Source organism: Mesorhizobium sp. 113-1-2, from assembly GCF_016756475.1.
GTDB lineage: Bacteria > Pseudomonadota > Alphaproteobacteria > Rhizobiales > Rhizobiaceae > Mesorhizobium > Mesorhizobium loti_C.
This window is the reverse complement of record NZ_AP023242.1, coordinates 6,633,848-6,649,880: the sequence shown is the minus strand read 5'-3', so window position 1 is coordinate 6,649,880 and position 16,033 is coordinate 6,633,848. Positions and strand designations below refer to the sequence as shown.

Annotated in this window: 13 protein-coding genes; 5 read left to right on the top strand and 8 right to left on the bottom strand. The window is 62.1% G+C overall.

Going from position 1 to position 16,033, the window contains the following annotated elements; genetic code table 11:
- Nucleotides 1–179 precede the first annotated feature (179 nt).
- Nucleotides 180–941, bottom strand: a complete 762-nt coding sequence (locus JN279_RS32230; protein ID WP_202351196.1) for an SDR family NAD(P)-dependent oxidoreductase — start codon at nucleotides 939–941, stop codon at nucleotides 180–182.
- Between the two features lie 99 nt (nucleotides 942–1,040).
- On the opposite strand from JN279_RS32230, the gene JN279_RS32225 reads away from it, so the two are divergent.
- Complete coding sequence (locus tag JN279_RS32225) at nucleotides 1,041–2,324, top strand: class-III pyridoxal-phosphate-dependent aminotransferase (protein WP_202351195.1); 1,284 nt, start codon at nucleotides 1,041–1,043, stop codon at nucleotides 2,322–2,324.
- A gap of 116 nt (nucleotides 2,325–2,440) precedes the next feature.
- Nucleotides 2,441–3,448 carry a phosphotransferase enzyme family protein gene (locus tag JN279_RS32220; RefSeq protein WP_202351194.1) on the top strand — a complete coding sequence of 336 codons (1,008 nt, stop codon included), beginning with the start codon at nucleotides 2,441–2,443 and terminating at the stop codon, nucleotides 3,446–3,448.
- A 6-nt stretch (nucleotides 3,449–3,454) separates the two neighbouring features.
- Here the strand turns inward: JN279_RS32220 and fabG are convergent, their stop codons facing one another.
- The 5 genes from fabG to JN279_RS32195 all read right to left on the bottom strand — a co-directional run bounded on the left by fabG (nucleotide 3,455) and on the right by JN279_RS32195 (nucleotide 9,318).
- Entirely contained in the window at nucleotides 3,455–4,219 is a 765-nt protein-coding gene (gene fabG / locus JN279_RS32215; protein ID WP_202351193.1) for a 3-oxoacyl-ACP reductase FabG, read from the bottom strand.
- A 79-nt stretch (nucleotides 4,220–4,298) separates the two neighbouring features.
- A complete protein-coding gene (locus JN279_RS32210; RefSeq protein WP_202351192.1) occupies nucleotides 4,299–5,825 on the bottom strand; it encodes an APC family permease in 1,527 nt (508 codons plus the stop codon).
- Between the two features lie 98 nt (nucleotides 5,826–5,923).
- Entirely contained in the window at nucleotides 5,924–6,622 is a 699-nt protein-coding gene (locus JN279_RS32205; RefSeq protein WP_096454886.1) for a cysteine hydrolase family protein, read from the bottom strand.
- A gap of 9 nt (nucleotides 6,623–6,631) precedes the next feature.
- Nucleotides 6,632–7,051: a diol dehydratase small subunit gene (locus tag JN279_RS32200; protein ID WP_096454888.1), complete on the bottom strand. Its 420-nt coding sequence runs from the start codon at nucleotides 7,049–7,051 to the stop codon at nucleotides 6,632–6,634.
- A complete protein-coding gene (locus JN279_RS32195; RefSeq protein WP_202351191.1) occupies nucleotides 7,048–9,318 on the bottom strand; it encodes a propanediol/glycerol family dehydratase large subunit in 2,271 nt (756 codons plus the stop codon). Before JN279_RS32195 ends, JN279_RS32200 begins: the two co-directional genes overlap by 4 nt.
- 980 nt (nucleotides 9,319–10,298) lie before the next feature.
- Between JN279_RS32195 and JN279_RS32190 the strand changes: the two genes are divergently transcribed.
- Together JN279_RS32190 and JN279_RS32185 are read left to right on the top strand one after the other, a co-directional pair.
- The gene (locus JN279_RS32190; RefSeq protein WP_202351190.1) at nucleotides 10,299–12,692 is read left to right on the top strand and encodes a phosphoketolase family protein; all 2,394 of its coding nucleotides are present in this window, start codon (nucleotides 10,299–10,301) and stop codon (nucleotides 12,690–12,692) included.
- A gap of 18 nt (nucleotides 12,693–12,710) precedes the next feature.
- Nucleotides 12,711–13,877: an acetate/propionate family kinase gene (locus tag JN279_RS32185; protein ID WP_202351189.1), complete on the top strand. Its 1,167-nt coding sequence runs from the start codon at nucleotides 12,711–12,713 to the stop codon at nucleotides 13,875–13,877.
- 35 nt (nucleotides 13,878–13,912) lie between these two features.
- Here JN279_RS32185 and JN279_RS32180 read toward each other — a convergent pair whose 3' ends face one another.
- Together JN279_RS32180 and JN279_RS32175 are read right to left on the bottom strand one after the other, a co-directional pair.
- Complete coding sequence (locus JN279_RS32180) at nucleotides 13,913–14,428, bottom strand: GNAT family N-acetyltransferase (RefSeq protein WP_202351188.1); 516 nt, start codon at nucleotides 14,426–14,428, stop codon at nucleotides 13,913–13,915.
- A 63-nt stretch (nucleotides 14,429–14,491) separates the two neighbouring features.
- Nucleotides 14,492–15,124 carry a helix-turn-helix domain-containing protein gene (locus tag JN279_RS32175; protein ID WP_202351187.1) on the bottom strand — a complete coding sequence of 211 codons (633 nt, stop codon included), beginning with the start codon at nucleotides 15,122–15,124 and terminating at the stop codon, nucleotides 14,492–14,494.
- A gap of 484 nt (nucleotides 15,125–15,608) precedes the next feature.
- On the opposite strand from JN279_RS32175, the gene JN279_RS32170 reads away from it, so the two are divergent.
- Nucleotides 15,609–15,971: a phasin family protein gene (locus JN279_RS32170; protein ID WP_202351186.1), complete on the top strand. Its 363-nt coding sequence runs from the start codon at nucleotides 15,609–15,611 to the stop codon at nucleotides 15,969–15,971.
- Nucleotides 15,972–16,033 lie beyond the last annotated feature (62 nt).

Here is a 16,033-nt window from a genome sequence, read left to right as displayed (position 1 = left end):
GGGCATCGAGAATGATCGCCAGCACTACGGCTACTACAATATGGGGTCACTGAGTTCGCTTCTTCGGCCTCGACGGAATGATACGGGACGGGAAGGCTTCAGATTTGGCTTACGAAAAAGTCAATGAAATCAAAGATTCCAACTCCGGTCCGGATTGACGACCTCCTGAAGGCCCACGGCTAGATCACCGTCTCTCCTCCATCGACAACCAGAATCTGGCCCGTCATGTACGAGGACCGGTCGGACACCAGAAACAGCACTGCCTCCGCGATTTCCTCGACGCTTGCCCAACGGCCAAGCGGCACTTTTTCGCGGATGTAGGCTTCGATGGCTTCTCGGCCTCCCATCTGGGCGATGAAAGGAGCATTGAAGGGCGTGTCGACCCAACCCGGGCAAAGCGCGTTGACGCGAATGCCGAAACGGCCATAGTCGCCCGCCATCTGCCTCGTCATCGCGATCACCGCGTGCTTGGTCGTCGTATAGGCGATCATCTCGCGGTCGTAGAGCACGCCGGAGCTCGACGACGTGTTGAGGATGACCCCGCGACCCGCCTTTTTCATGAACGGCATGACGATGCGGGCACCGAGGAAGTGAGCCCGCACGTTGAGCGTCCAGGACGTGTCGAAGCCTTTGACGCTCACGCCGAGCACGTCACCCTCTACCTGTACGCCGGCATGATTGTGCAGGATGTCGATCCTGCCTTGTGTGTCGATGAAATCGCGGAAACCGGCTTCAAGCGCCTGATCGTCGGTCAGGTCGAACACAAGCGCTTTCGCCCGGCCACCAGCAGCAACAATCTGGTCGACGGTCGCGTTCGCGCCGTCAGCGCTGCGGTCCGCCACGCCGACCACCGCACCCTCGCGCGCGATGATCAGGGCTGCGGCCCTGCCGATGCCTGATCCTGCCCCGGTCACGATAGCGGTCCTGTCCTTCAGGATCATCCTTCCCCCTTTCTCCCCGGTCGGTAATCCTGCATCATCGAGCGGGCGAGCCTCGCCGGCTCCGGTGCGCGCCGATCAACCTTTGAGGACAAGACAGGCATGTACGACTTCGGCCCCTTTGAGTTCGAGTCGAAGCAGGATTTTTTCGACAAGGCAATGCGTTTCTGGAATCCTGACAAGACCAGGTTCTGGCAGAAGGCCGGGATCGATCTGGTGATCGGCAGGCGGGAGGGTTATTTCCTCTACGACATGTCGGGGCGCCGCCTGATCGACCTGCACCTGAATGGCGGCACCTACAATCTCGGTCACCGTAATCCGGAGCTGGTCGAGACGCTGAAGAGCGCGCTCGACTATTTCGACATCGGCAACCACTGGTTCCCTTCAGTGGCGCGAACGGCGCTGGCCGAATCCCTCGTCAATGTCTCACCGGGAATGAAATATGCGATCTTCGCGCCGGGCGGCGCGGAGGCGGTGGACATCGCCATCAAGAGCGCCCGCTATGCCACCAAGCGGCGCAAGATCGTGTCGATCATCAAGGGTTATCACGGACACTCGGGGCTCGCGGTGGCGACCGGTGACGATCGCTTCACCAAGATCTTCCTTTCTGACCAGCCGGAGACGTTCATCCAGGTTCCGTTTAACGATATCGACGCCATGGAGCAGGCGCTGAAGGGCGAAGACGTCGCGGCGCTGATCATGGAGACGATCCCCGCCACGTACGGCTTCCCGATGCCGAAGGACGGCTATCTCAGCGCCTGCAAGGCGCTGTGCGAAAAGCATGGCGCGATGTACATCGCCGACGAGGTCCAGACCGGCCTGATGCGGACCGGCAGCATGTGGGGCTGGCAGGCCTATGGCGTCCAGCCGGACATCATGGTGACGGCAAAGGGCTTGTCCGGCGGCCTCTATCCGATCAGCGCGACACTGGTGAACGACAGGGCCGGCGGCTGGCTCAACGAGGACGGGGCGGCCCACATCTCGACCACCGGCGGGGCCGAACTCGGCTGCGTCGTTGCTCACAAGGTCATCGAGATGCTGCAGCGGCCTGAACTGGTGGCCAATGTCGGCACCGTGACCGAGTTCATGGCGCAGGCCATGCGTGAGATGCAGGTTCGTCACGGCGATATCTTCACCGGGGTGCGCCAGAAAGGCGTGATCCTCGGCCTGGAGTTCAGCAATCACAGGGAAGGCGCCGTCTTCGTCTCGCGCGCACTCTACGAGCACGGCGTCTGGGCGATCTTCTCGTCGCTCGACAAGCAGGTGCTGCAGTGGAAGCCTGGCGTGCTTCTCGATCACGAAACCTGCCGGGACATCATGGATCGCTTCGACGCGGCAATGCCGCGCGCCCGGGAACTGCTGCATCAGGCAGACAAGGCGAGTTGACATGGTCCAAGGCTGGTTGAAACTGCAGGGGTCCAACTCGAACCGGCGGTTGGGCTTGCCGGGACCGCACGGGTTCTGGCAGGGGACAAGGGCACAATGATCGGGCAGGACGGACAGTGACGGATTTCGACGCGCTCAGCCATGACCAGCAACTCGGCATCCTTCAGGAGACGGCCGAGGCGGCCACCGCCAACTACGACCTTCCGGCGGATGTTTCCGTCGAGATGATCAACCTGTCGGAGAACGCGACCTACAAGGTCGCGGCTCGCGACGGCCGGCGGTGGGCGCTTCGCATCCATCGCGACGGCTACCATTCAAGGACGGCTATCCAATCTGAACTGGCCTGGCTTACCGATCTGCGCCAGACCGGGATTGTCCTCACACCCGTGCCGGTTGCGGGCAAGGACGGCGAGCAGATCCAGCGTGTTGGCCATGCCAGGATGGCGCAACCCCGCAATGTCGTGCTGTCGCAGTGGGAGACCGGTGCGGAGCCGGGCATAGGCGAGGACCTTGCCGAACCTTTCGAGGTGCTGGGCGAGGTGACTGCTCGCATGCACATCCACGCCCGGCGGTGGAAGCGCCCTGCCTGGTTCAGCCGCCACATGTGGGATTTCGAGACAAGCCTCGGCGAGGAAAGCCCGCATTGGGGACGCTGGCGTGACGGCATGGGCGTCGACGCCGCGAAAGCCAGGCTTTTTGGCCGCACCGCGGAGCTGATCGGCCGCCGGCTCGCCGCCTTCGGCAAGGGCCATGACCGCTTCGGCCTCATCCATTGCGATCTGCGGCTCGCCAACCTTTTGATCGACGGCAAGACGGTGAAGGTCATCGACTTCGACGACTGCGGCTTCGGCTGGTATATGTACGACGCGGCGACGCCCATCTCTTTCTATGAGCACGAGCCACAGGCAGCCGATCTCATCCGATCATGGACGACCGGCTATCGCCGTGTGCTTGACCTGCCCAGGGCGGACGAGGACGAGATCCCGACCTTCGTGATGCTGCGGCGTCTGCTCCTGGTCGCGTGGATCGGCTCGCACGCCGAGACAGACCTCGCCAGGTCGATGGGCCTTCCCTATACCGAAGGAACGGTCGAGCTGTGCGAGGCCTATCTGAGCAAGTTTTGAACCGCTCTATGCCAGTGCCTCCAGGCTCTCCGGCAGGATCTGGCCGCCATCGACAATGATTGTCTGTCCCGTCACGTAGCCGGCTTCCTTCGACGCAAAGTAGAGCGCGGCGTAGCCGATGTCCTCCACGGTTCCGAGCCGCTTGAGCGGGATCGAGGCGGCCATGGTCTTCTGATAGTCCTCGCCCAGTCCGACAAGGCCCTCGGTGATGATGTTGCCCGGCATCACGGCGTTGACGGTGATGCCGTATTTCGCCAGCTCGATGCAGGCCGTACGCATGAAGCCGAGCTGCCCCGCCTTGGTGGCGCCGTAGTGCGACCAGCCGGGAAAGCCGGTGACCGGGCCGGTGATCGACGACGTCAGCACGATGCGGCCCTGGTCGGATGTCTTCAAATACGGCACCGCCGCCTTGACCGCGTGGAAGGTGCCCTTGAGGTTGGTGTCGACAACCTCGTCCCATTGTTCCGAAGTCATGTCCTCGAGCCGCGCCTGCGGGAAAATTCCGGCATTGGCGCACAACACGTCGACGCCACCGTTTCTCGCGGCCACTGTCGCAAACGCACTCTCGATGCTGGCCAGTGAGGTGACGTCGCCCACCACGCCAAAGGCGCCGTGGCCGATCTCGGCGGCCGCGGCTTCGGCCTGGTCGAGATGGCGCGCGATGATGGCGACCTTGGCGCCAGATAGCGCGAACACCCGTGCTATGCCTTTGCCGATGCCTTTCGATCCGCCGGTAACAACGACGGACCGACCCTTCAAAGACTGGGTCATGATTTGAAGCTCCAAATGAGAAGGGGACAGAGCGATACTCTGTCCCCGTTGCCGAAAAGGATTCGGGGCGGTGAGCGCCCTAGCCTTCGTTCACCATGTGCCCAATGTTCTCGTACGCCTTGGGATTGGCGGACTTCAGCACGAAGCCCCAGATCAGGCCGACGACAAGGATCGCAAGCCCGACATACGGGATGCTCCTGGCAAGACCATTGGTGCCGCCGAGCGTCGCGAGATTGGCCACGAGCGTGTAGACGAGGACCAGCTGGACAACGAGCGAGATCAACGGCGCGATGACAGTCGTCAGCATGCTGCCGCCGCCGTTCTTCTTGAACCACATGTAGATCGCCAGCGAGACAACGGCCTGCAACACCAGCAGCAGTCCGGTGCCAAGCACCGCAAACAGAGTGTAGACGCCAAGCCAGGCCTGCCCCGACGGATCGTCGAAGCCGTAGGCCAAACCGTAGAGCAGCACCCATACCGCCGCCAGCACCGACTGCAGCGCCGAGGCCTTGTGGGGGCTCTTGTGGTGGTCATGCGTCTCGGCGATCGCCTGTGGCAGGACGCCCTCGCGTGCCAGCGAGTACAGATAGCGGGAAGCGGTGTTGTGGAAGGCCATGCCGCAGGCGAAGGAACTGGTCAGGATGAGCAGCGACATCAGCTGATAGCCCCAGCCGCCGACATAATTCTGAACCGGCGTCAGGAAGAAGTTCACGCCGTCGGAGAAGGCCTTGGCCACCATGTCGGCCTCGGTGGGATAGGCCGCCACCGCGCACCAGCTGACGAAGGTGTAGAACAGGCCAAGGCCAATGACCGAAATCAGCAGCGATTGCGGAATGATGCGCTTAGGATCGCGCGATTCCTCGGCGTAGTTCGGCGCCATCTCGAAGCCGACCCACGACCAGAACGCCATGAAGATACCGACGGCCGCTTCGCCCGCCGGTATGGCGACAGTGCCGACCTTCTGCTCGGCGACAGGCGTGAACACCTTGAACACATTGAGCGAATCGCCGGAAAAATTCGTCCCGCCATGAGCGAAAAGCACGCCCAGCGAGAAGATCACCAGCATGATTACTTCAAGAATGAGGGCGATCCCGAGCAGCCGTGCCGACACTTTCACGTCGCGGTAGGCGAGCGCTGCTATGACCACGATCATCGCGAGCGCAAGGACGATCCACGGCACGTTGATGCCGAAGTGCTGGGAGATCCACAAATTGCCGAAAAATGCGAACAGCCCGGTGAGAGAGGCTTCGAAGAGCGAGTAGCAGGCGAGCGAGCCAATGCCTGCCGACATGCCGACCTCGCGGCCGAGCCCCTGGCTGATGAAGGAGTAGAAGCCGCCGACGGACGACACGCGCGATGCCATCGCCGCATAGCCGACCGAGAAGATGGTCAGCACGATCGTCGCCATCAGGAAGGCGGCCGGCGTGTATTTGCCGATGCCGTAGCCTGCCGCGAACGGGACATTGCCCAGCATCGCCGACATTGGCGCCGCGCCGGTGACGGCCAGGAAGAGCACTCCCGCGAGCCCCACGGCCTTGGAGTGCAAAAGATTGATGCTGTTACTCTTCGAGACGTCGATCGTCCCGCGTGCAGTTTCTATGGCCATGAAGCCCTCTCCATTCGTGACAGCTGTATTTGGTCCCCGCACGTGGCGGCCGATGTGTCCCGGCCTGCGAGTGCAGCCATGACACTACGGACGCCGCGTCACTTTGCCAAGGCCATGATTTTGCATAGCTCGGCGCTCGACATCACGTGGCAGTAGATCATGTTGATGATTTCGAGCTCCTTGCGATGGAGATCCTCGGTCGCCGCCGCGCAGCAATCCTCCAGCACAATGACCGCATAGCTCTCGTCCGCCAGGCTGCGCACCGTCGAAGACACGCACTGGTCCGTGAAGATACCGCAGCAGATGACATTCCTGATGCCGAGATTGTGCAGGATCAGGCGCAGATTCGTTCCCGTCAGCGCGGAATCGGTGGTCTTGGTCACCACGATTTCGTCGCCGACCGGCTGCAGTTCGGCGACCAGCTGCGAGGGCGCATCGTTCTTGGGCAGCAGCAAATTGTTCCAGCCCGGCATTTTCTGCGAGAGCGAGCGGTCACGCCCGTCCTTGGTGTGGCAGGCGATGCGGGCAAAAAGGCATTCGATGCCGTTTTGCCGTGCCAGCGCCAGCAGTCTTGCCGTGTTCGGTATGACCGTGCCGTGCATGCGCTCATGGAACGGCGTCCACAGGTCGTAGCGGTGTTGCTCTTGTGGCGAGACCGCCGCGCGATCCGGCCGTTCCAGGTAGGTGTTCTGAACGTCGATGACCAGGATGGCGGTTTGCGCCGGCACTAGTACCGGGTCATCCGGCTCGGGTGCGCCGAGATAGTAGAGCGAACGGAATCCGGTTTTCCAGCTCATGCGGTCCTTTCAGAAGCGGAAGGTGAAAAGGCCGCGCGCCGCATAGGTCTCGGCGGCCTCCTCGATGAAACGGGCGATGCGTTCGGCCTGGTAGGTGTCGCGCATCGTGGCGGCGGCCTCGAGCAATTCTTCCTTGGACTTGGCGCGGCCTGGGCGCAGCAGTTCGTAGACCTGCATGATGAAATCCTGCGGCACCTCGACAAGCTCTGCCCCACGCTCGAAGTTGAGTGCCAGTGTCGGCCGTCCGACATCGCGCGCCACATCGGCCTGTGCCTGCAGCGCTTGTGGGGTGATGCGAAGGTCTTCCATCGTCACGTCGCCGGCAAGCACCGAATCCAGCGTTATCTCAGCAAGCGACTTGCCGCGCTTGCCCTTCACCGCGCCGGGCTGTGTTTCGGCGAGCGGATAGTCGGCGCGCGTATGGGTCACGATTTCACCCCCGTCAGGGTGACGTCGACCTCTTCGGGAGCCGCACCGGCCTCGGTCAGCCCGGTTTCGATGGCGTATATGAGGGCGACGCGGGCGTGGTAGCGCGATCCCATGGCCTCGCCTCGCTGCGGCACCACGATGGGCTCCGGCATTTCGCCCAGTGCATAGGCCGCCGCATTGGCACCGAGCGCACGATAGTGCTCGAGCCTGGTGATCGGCGCATTGGAAAACAGTTCGAGATTGTTGTGCGGCTGGCGGTCGCGCTGATGGATGACGGCCGTGCCCTTGGCCTGGATGCCGATGCCGATGCCGCTGCCGGCAAGCCGGGCGGCGGACAGACCGAGGAAGGACGTATCCGCCGTATGACGGAAGCGGACGACGCGCGCCTTGAGCCCGCGTGCGCGAATTGCATCCAGCATAGCGCCAAGCACTTCGGAGAGCCGATGTCCGGCCGTCGTCCGATAAAGCTTGAGCCCGAATGCCGGGCTGATGCCGATGACCACATCGTCCTTGGCCGATCCGTTGGCCGCCGGCCCAAGATTGCGATAGCGGATGTGCCTTGCCTCGTCCTTCTCGTGCAAGGCTTCCGAGCGCAGCACCTCCTTCTGGTCCAGCACATCGCGGATGTCATTGAGCTGCAGACGCCGTTCTTCGGACACGCGGTAGCCGGAGCCCGGGCCGAGATAGTCGTTTGGATCGTTCACCGCGCTGACGATCCGCCCGTTGCGGATCATCGCCGAGGTCTGGAGATAGTCACCGGAAAGGCGCAGCTTGACCACGTCGAGGAGGTTCTCCGCCTCTTCGCGGAACCCACGCTTGGCCAGCGCCTTGACCACATCGATCACGGTGATGCCACGCTCCTTGATGGCTTCGCTGATAAAGCTGACGTCGCGCGGCATCAGGCTGCGCGTATCGTCGGAACCGGACGCGTAGACCACACTGCTCTTCATGTCCTCGGTCGGCGAGGACAGGCCGAGTTCCTCGAACACGGCGGCGATCGCTTTCACCGCCCGCTCGCGCAGCTCGATCGCGCGCGACTCGGGCAGCGGCGTCAGCCCGCCATCGGCCTCGAAATCGCGTTGCAGCACCAGATAATCTTCCAGTTCCTCGCCGTTGATCAGCGACGGGTTGAACGAATTGTCGTATTTCAGGATCGATCCCATGCCGGAGCAGATCAGATCCGAGCCGGCAATCAGATAGGGAAGGATTTTGGCGCCGACGCGAATTTCCGATTCGGTCGAGCGCGCGTCATTGCCGGACGCGCATTCGAGATCGAGCCAGACGGCGATGAGGTTCTCGGCCATCAGCTCGCGGACGCCGCCGGGTATAGTGGCGGTCAAGGGCGCCCCGTCGATGCCGCCATTTTGCGTGCCTTGTACCCCCATGCCACGCTGCAGACAGAGGCAGCGCGCCTCCAGGTAGAGCAGTGATTTTGCTTCATGGAAGCCCATCAGCAGCTCTGAGCCGGCACCCGACGTGCAGCGCATCTTGACGCCGCGCGAGGCATAGGCGGCGGCGAGAAATGCCTTGGACCACGGCGTGTCATCGCCATCGGTGAACGACTTTTCAGTTCCGTAGACGGAAACGGTTTCGGCGTAGGAGGTGAAGCCGGCCATGGCGATGCGCAGCTCTTCGGCTTCCTCGCTGGAACACTGGAACAGCGTTCCCCAGCGGCCAACCGCGCCGCCCACCGCGCACGCCACCGCGTTGGACCAGGCGTTGCGCGACACGCGCATGGTCGTTTCGATCTCGTCGAAGCCAAAGGCGACAGCAGTCGCCGCGTCGGCGGCGAGCTGCAACGGGTCGTCCTTGGCGTTGGTGACATGCGCCTGATTGCCCGGCGTCTTGCGCGCCCGCATCTTCGAATAGGCGAAGGCGATCTCCAGCGCGTTGAGCTGCGACACCACCTCGGCGAGTTTCGCGGGCGTCATGCCATGGGCGAGCCGCACCAGCGTTTCGCGCGGCACGTTCATGTCGACCAGCCAGCGTGCGACGGTCGCCGAGTCCAGCGCCATCGCTTCAGGCGCCACCTCCGGGTCGATGTGATGGCGGGCAATGAAGCGGTCGATCATGTCGTAGTCGTGTTCGAGCACCCCATCGAGGGACACGACGCGCCCCTCCTTGATGCCGACGCCGGGCTTGGGATCGGCCGGGCTGGAGAAGGCGGAGAAGCCGTTGGCGGGGTCTTCCGCCGCGAACTTGTCCAGCCGCAACGGCCGCTCGTCCCAGTCGGCGAAGCGCTTCCAGCGGTTCAGTTTCGGCGTCATGCGTGCTATCCTCGACCCAGCCGAAAGACTAGTGAATGCCTATTCGCCACACAATGACCCTGTATCGACCGCCGGCCAAGGGGGTGCACGCCGCAGGCTCAATATACCCGAAGCTCCTCGCCTCGATTGGCGCGGTGACGGTACTTTTGAAAGACCACCTAGGCGCTATCGGACGCCGCAAGCTGCGAGAAATCTTCCAATTGATCTCGATGGTTGGTGAAACCTCGAAATGTTTTTCACGGCAATTTTCCGTTTAAAATCAAAAGCGTAATTTTTTGATGGTTCTGGTGTCGGACTTTGTGGAGTTACGAAAATATTTGACAGTAATTTCAATGGGTTATGTGCTTTTTGAACAATCGAGTGGGAGTAGAGGGAAACCGGCGGCAATAGCGTAGCGGCGGCGATTTTCGCAATCGTATGAATTGTTTTCGTGTCCGCATTTCGCTTCCTGCCGAACTGGCATTCTCCATCTGCAGTCTGGCAAGTCAGATCTGCGGCAGCCCTTTCAAAAAGGGGAGAGGGCTATAGCGTAGAATGGCGTGCGAAGAGGCGGTCTGCCTTCCCCGCATCTCGGTCTTTGACATCAATTTTGCGGTTTGCCCGAAAGTAGACATCTACGGCGACTTCAGCGACTTGCCGCGTCGTGGCAAGCGTTCGCCTCCAGATTTGGAGGTACATTGGCGTCGCGGCCGGTCGGCCGTTCAATTGGCAATCCGTGAGGGTTCATGTTTGCAGCCGCATTTGCGCTGCATCAATGCCACGCACAGCCGACAGACTTAGAAACGAAATCAGTAGACCGGGATTTCAGCTCGGATCGAGAAAGGATCGCAGCCGTTACGTGACAGCGATGGTCACATAGTGGTCGATAGATATGTGCGACGGTTCCTGCCGAAAACGGATTGAAAGCGTCGAACGAACTCAACTCACTGGTTTGCGTTAGACGGTGGCCAGGATTTTCGCGAATGCAGAGGGATCGGAACATGGACGACCATTCGAGAACTGCGGCTGATGCGAACCGTTTGTCCGCACGGGAGCTACACGATCTCGACGCGTACTGGCGCGCCGCCAACTACCTGACCATCGGCCAGATTTACCTGCTCGACAATCCGCTGCTGCGCGAGCCGCTCCGGCTTGAGCATGTCAAGCCGCGGCTGCTTGGTCATTGGGGGACCTCGCCGGGGCTCAGCTTCATCTATGCGCATCTCAACCGCGCAATCAGGCAGCGCGACGCCAACGTCATCTATGTCTGCGGTCCCGGCCACGGCGGCCCCGCCATGGTGGCCAACACCTATCTCGAGGGCACTTACAGCGAACTCAATCCCGATGTCTCGCTCGATGAGACCGGCATGAAGAAGCTGTTTCGCCAGTTTTCCTTTCCGGGCGGCATTCCCAGCCACGCGGCGCCGGATGTGCCGGGATCAATCCATGAGGGAGGCGAGTTGGGCTATTCGCTCTCGCATGCCTATGGCGCGGCATTCGACAACCCGGATCTCATCGTCGCTTGCGTGGTCGGAGACGGCGAGGCGGAAACCGGACCGCTTGCCACCGCCTGGCATTCCAACAAATTCCTCAATCCGGCGCATGACGGTGCGGTGCTGCCGATCCTGCATCTCAATGGCTACAAGATCGCCAATCCGACCATTCTCGCCCGGATCCCCGAAGAGGAACTGCGCGCGCTGTTCGTAGGCTACGGCTATGAGCCGCTGTTCGTCGAAGGCCACGACCCGGCCCTGATGCATGAAAAGATGGCGGTCGTGCTCGACGAAGCGCTCGACCGAATCAAGGCGATCCAGGAAACTGCGCGCAGCAGCGGCGCCATTGTCCAGTCGCGGCCGAGATGGCCGATGATCGTGCTGCGCAGCCCGAAGGGCTGGACCGGGCCCAAGGAAGTCGACGGATTGAAGACCGAAGGTTTCTGGCGCGCGCATCAGGTTCCCTTGTCGGGTCTCGCCGAAAACCCGGCGCATCTGAAGATGCTCGAGGATTGGATGCGCAGCTACCGGCCGGAAGAGCTGTTTGACGCAACAGGTGCTCCAGCGCCGACGATCCGCGCGACTGCTCCGCAGGGCTCAAGGCGCATGAGCGCCAACCCGCATGCCAATGGCGGCCTTCTGCGCCGTTCTCTCGATTTGCCCGGTCTTGATCAGCACGCCATTGCGATCGAGCGCCCCGGAGCCGTGAAGGCGGAGTCGACACGGGTCATGGGCCACTTCCTGCGCGACGTGATGGCACTCAACCAGGGCGCCAGGAACTTCCGCATCGTTGGCCCCGATGAGACGGCGTCGAACCGGCTTCAGGATGTCTTTGAGGTGACGGAACGCGCCTGGATGGAAGAAATCCTTCCAGAGGACGTCCATCTCGGACGAGACGGCAGGGTGATCGAGATCCTGTCCGAGCATACCTGCCAGGGCTGGCTGGAAGGCTATCTGCTGACCGGCCGGCATGGCTTTTTCTCGTGCTACGAGGCCTTCACGCACATCATTGACTCCATGTTCAACCAGCATGCCAAATGGCTTGACGCCTGCCGCAAGCTGCCATGGCGGCAGCCGGTTGCGTCACTGAACTACCTCTTGTCCAGTCACGTCTGGCACCAGGAACACAATGGCTTCAGCCATCAGGATCCCGGCTTTATCGACGTCGCCCTGAACAAGAAGGCTGATGTCGTGCGTGTCTATCTGCCGCCGGATGCCAACAGTCTGCTCTGTGTGACCGACCATGTGCTGAAGACCTGGAACCGCATCAACGTCATCGTCGCCGGCAAGGCGCCATCCTGGCAGTGGCTGGGCATCGAGGAGGCGATCGTCCACTGCAACGCCGGCGTCGGGATATGGGAGTGGGCCTCGACTGACCACGGCGCCGAGCCGGACGTGGTCATGGCCTGCGCCGGCGACGTGCCGACGCTGGAGACGCTTGCCGCGGTACAGATCCTGAAAGAGCATATTCCGGATCTGCGGATCAGGGTGGTCAACATTGTCGACCTGATGACCCTGCAGCCCAAGGAGCATCATCCGCACGGCCTGTCGGACCGCGATTTCGACGCGCTGTTCAGCAAGGACAAGCCAGTGATCTTCGCCTACCACGGTTATCCCTGGACTATCCATCGGCTGACCTACCGACGGACCAACCACCAGAACATTCATGTGCGCGGCTACAACGAAGAAGGCACGACCACCACGCCCTTCGACATGACTGTACTCAACGGCCTCGACAGGTATCATCTTGTGCTCAGCGTGCTCGACCGGATTCCCGAGCCGAGCGGCGCCCATGTCGGGCTCAAACACGCGATGGAAGGAAAGCTGATTGAGCATCGAGCCTATATCCGCGCCCACGGGCAGGATATGCCGGAGATTCTCGGCTGGAAGTGGGGACAGTAAGCCGGTGACAGGCCGATCATGACTGATGCGGTCCTGGTCCTCAATGGCGGCTCATCAAGCCTGAAGTTCGCCGTCTTCGAGGAGCAAGGGGACCTTCCCCTGCTGTTGCGCGGCAGCGTGTCTTCGCTCGCCCGAAATCCGAGACTGCGCACGGTGGCCACGGCAGCGGCGGCCGCGGTCGACAAGAGCCTTGGCGATGGACCGATCGTGATCGCCGACGCATTTTCGGCGGTGGCCTCGTTGCTCGCCGATCGCAATCTCCTCGGCCGGATCGGCAAGATCGGCCATCGCATCGTTCATGGCGGTCAGGCCTTCACAGCGGCGGCTCTGCTCGACGCAGGTACATTGGCAGCCCTGCACGGGCTGGAGCCGCTCGCGCCTATCCATCAGGCTATCAATCTCGAGATCGTCAAGCTGGCAGCTGAGCTGCTGCCGCACGCCGTGCAAGTCGGCTGCTTCGATACGGCATTTCACGCAACCCGGCCGGCGCTCGCCAAGATCTACGGTCTGCCGCGAGACATGGCGGAGCAGGGGATCGTTTCCTACGGCTTTCACGGACTGTCTTACAGCCACATTGCAGGGATGCTGCGGGAACGGTACGGCGCCGGCACCGGTGGCCGGGCGATCGTTGCCCATCTCGGCAGCGGCGCGAGCCTGTGCGCCATGCGGGCAGGGGCAAGTGTGGCGACCACAATGGGATTTTCGACGCTCGACGGTCTCGTCATGAGCACCCGCTGCGGCGCGCTGGATCCGGGCGTGATCCTGCATCTTCTGCGTAGCAAGAACTTATCGGCCGATGAACTGACCGACCTTCTCTACGAGCGCTCGGGCCTGCTGGGCGTGTCCGGCATTTCCGGGGACATGCAGACCTTGCTCGACAGCAAGGACCCAGCGGCCGTTCAAGCCGTCGATCTCTTCATCTATCGCGTCGGGCGAGAGATCGGGTCGCTGGCAGCCGCGCTTGGCGGTCTCGACACTTTGGTGTTTACCGCCGGTATTGGCGAGCACGCGCCCCTGATCCGGCGCAAAGTCTGCGAGGCTGCCGCGTGGCTTGGCCTGGCGCTTGATGAAGGCTTGAACCAAAACGGCGATGGTCTCGTCAGCGCCGCTACGTCACGTGTCGATATTCTTGTCATTCCCGCCGATGAGGAGTTCGCCGTGGCGCGAGACCTGCTTGCTTTCTGAGCAGGTCTCGTTGCGGCTGGGAGGCGAGCGAGTACCTACGCCGGCAGACTGGCGCCCCGCTTGCGCTGAACCAGAACAAGTGTCGCATCGTCGGGGTCGGCAGTCACGGTGAAACCCATCTCGCGCTCAAGATCGATCGCTGCGCGGTTTTCCCGATTTTCGATCGATTCGATCGTTTCGAGACCGTGCTCATCTGCGTAGCGCGCGACGTGGGCGAGCAATTCCCAGCTGACCCCCAAATGTTTGCGGTCATCGCGGATGCAGATGGCGACCTCGCCACGCCTGTCGGCCGGATCGCTGGCCAGCGTCGCCACCGCGATCAACATTCCGTCCGGTGCGAATGCCAGGAAATTATGGATATGCGTATCGTCGGATCGGGTCATCGCAACCAGCCTCTCGTGCGAAACTTCCCGCACGGCGCCAAGAAAGCGGAAGCGCAGATCCTCGGGCGTCACGTGGGTGAAAAACTCGGCGACCGTCGGCTCGTCTTCGGGGCGTGCCCCGCGAACGTCAAAGCGGAATCCTGAGTGCGTGGTAAGGGTCGTGTTCATCGTCTTCGGTCCTTGGCTTGCCCTTGGGGGCATTGTTGTTCTGGATCGCTAAAGCGGTGCGCGTCATTCGCCCATGTCGAGCAGCACGTCCTGCTTGAGAATCTCGAGGCTGCGCAGGCCAAGCAGGCGAATGACGCCCTTGTCCTTCAGGCGGGTGAAGACCCGCGACACGGTCTCGATAGTGAGGCCGAGATAGTCGCCAATATCCATGCGCGACATCGGCAACTCGACCAGGCGCAGGCCGCCCTGGCGTTCCGCCATGTCGACCAGGAAGGCGGCGACACGCTCGATGGCATTCTGGCGGCCAAGCACCAGCAGATGTTCCTGCGCTCTGATCAGACCTTTGAGTGCCAGCGGCAGCAACTGCCGGGACATGTCCGCGGCTGAGGCGATCCGGAAAACCCGGATGCCGGTCGCATTGATCGCCTCGGCGAAGAAATGATGGGTGGCGTCGGCTTCGAAGCCGAATGTCTCTCCGGCCATATGGAAGGCGCTGATCTGCCGGCGGCCATCGGCCAGAAGGCGGTAGACGCGCACGGCACCGAATTCGACCTGGTAAAGCGGCCCTGCCTTTTCGCCCTGGGCGTAGATCTCCGTACCCGCCGGGAAGAAGCTGACCGGCTGCGTCGCATCGAGCAGAGCAAAAGGGGCCTGCTGCGTGGGCAGTTCAATATTGGCGATCTGTTGAGCGTACATGGCTGTGTTCCCGGTTGATCCGTGACAACAGAAGTCGCGCAAAATCGAACCGGCCGAAATTCGGTTATGTCCCTAAGGGAAACTACCTAGGCGCTCGTCGGCGCCGAGCCGGGCGAAGCGGCGTGGCCGCGGGAAACCGCGTAACTGGCGCAGCGCGATCGCCTTGACCAGGGTCAAATGACGACGAGGCCGGTCAGCTTGATCGGGATCAATGTTTCGCGCGGCGGTTCTGCCACTCTTGGCCAGAACCAACGAGAGGATTTGACCATGTCCGCCGATGTCATCGTTCTCTGGGGCGTCGCGTTTGGGTTTGCCTATCTCGCCGGAGCATCGATTTGCTTTGAACTCGCGTCGGCAACCACAGGCGAACCTTCTGCGACAAACTACAGCTTTGGCCGCCATGCACGACCTAGTCGGGTGAAGGTGAGGTACTGAGATGACGACATGCGATCTGGAAGACGTCATCGCACCTTGGAATGAGGCGTTGCGCGTGCCGGAGATGCTTCCTTTCATAAGGTCAGGGCAGAAGCTTCTGCAGGCGAACGTCGCCTTGCAGGCGCATTCCGCGCGGATTCTTATGCGCTATCAGCTTGAAGGCCTCTCGTTCCTCGGGCGTCGGTTGGAAGCCGACCTGAAACTGGTCGAGACACTGATCGCCAGCGGCGAATTCGTGGATGCGTTCGACGTCGTCGGCAACTTTGTCCAAAACTCCACAGCCGCCTATGCGGACGAAATCGGCAAGGTCGCCTCGATCGGCGCCAGCTTCGCCGCGGAGGCGGCCGGGCATCTGCGCAAGGAGGCGCGCAACACGATCGAGGACATGGCCGCGGCGACCGCCACCGCCTGAGAACGTCCGGCTCTACGAACGCGCCGCGGAGGTGGCGGGGGGCTCGGTTCGTGCCGAACGCG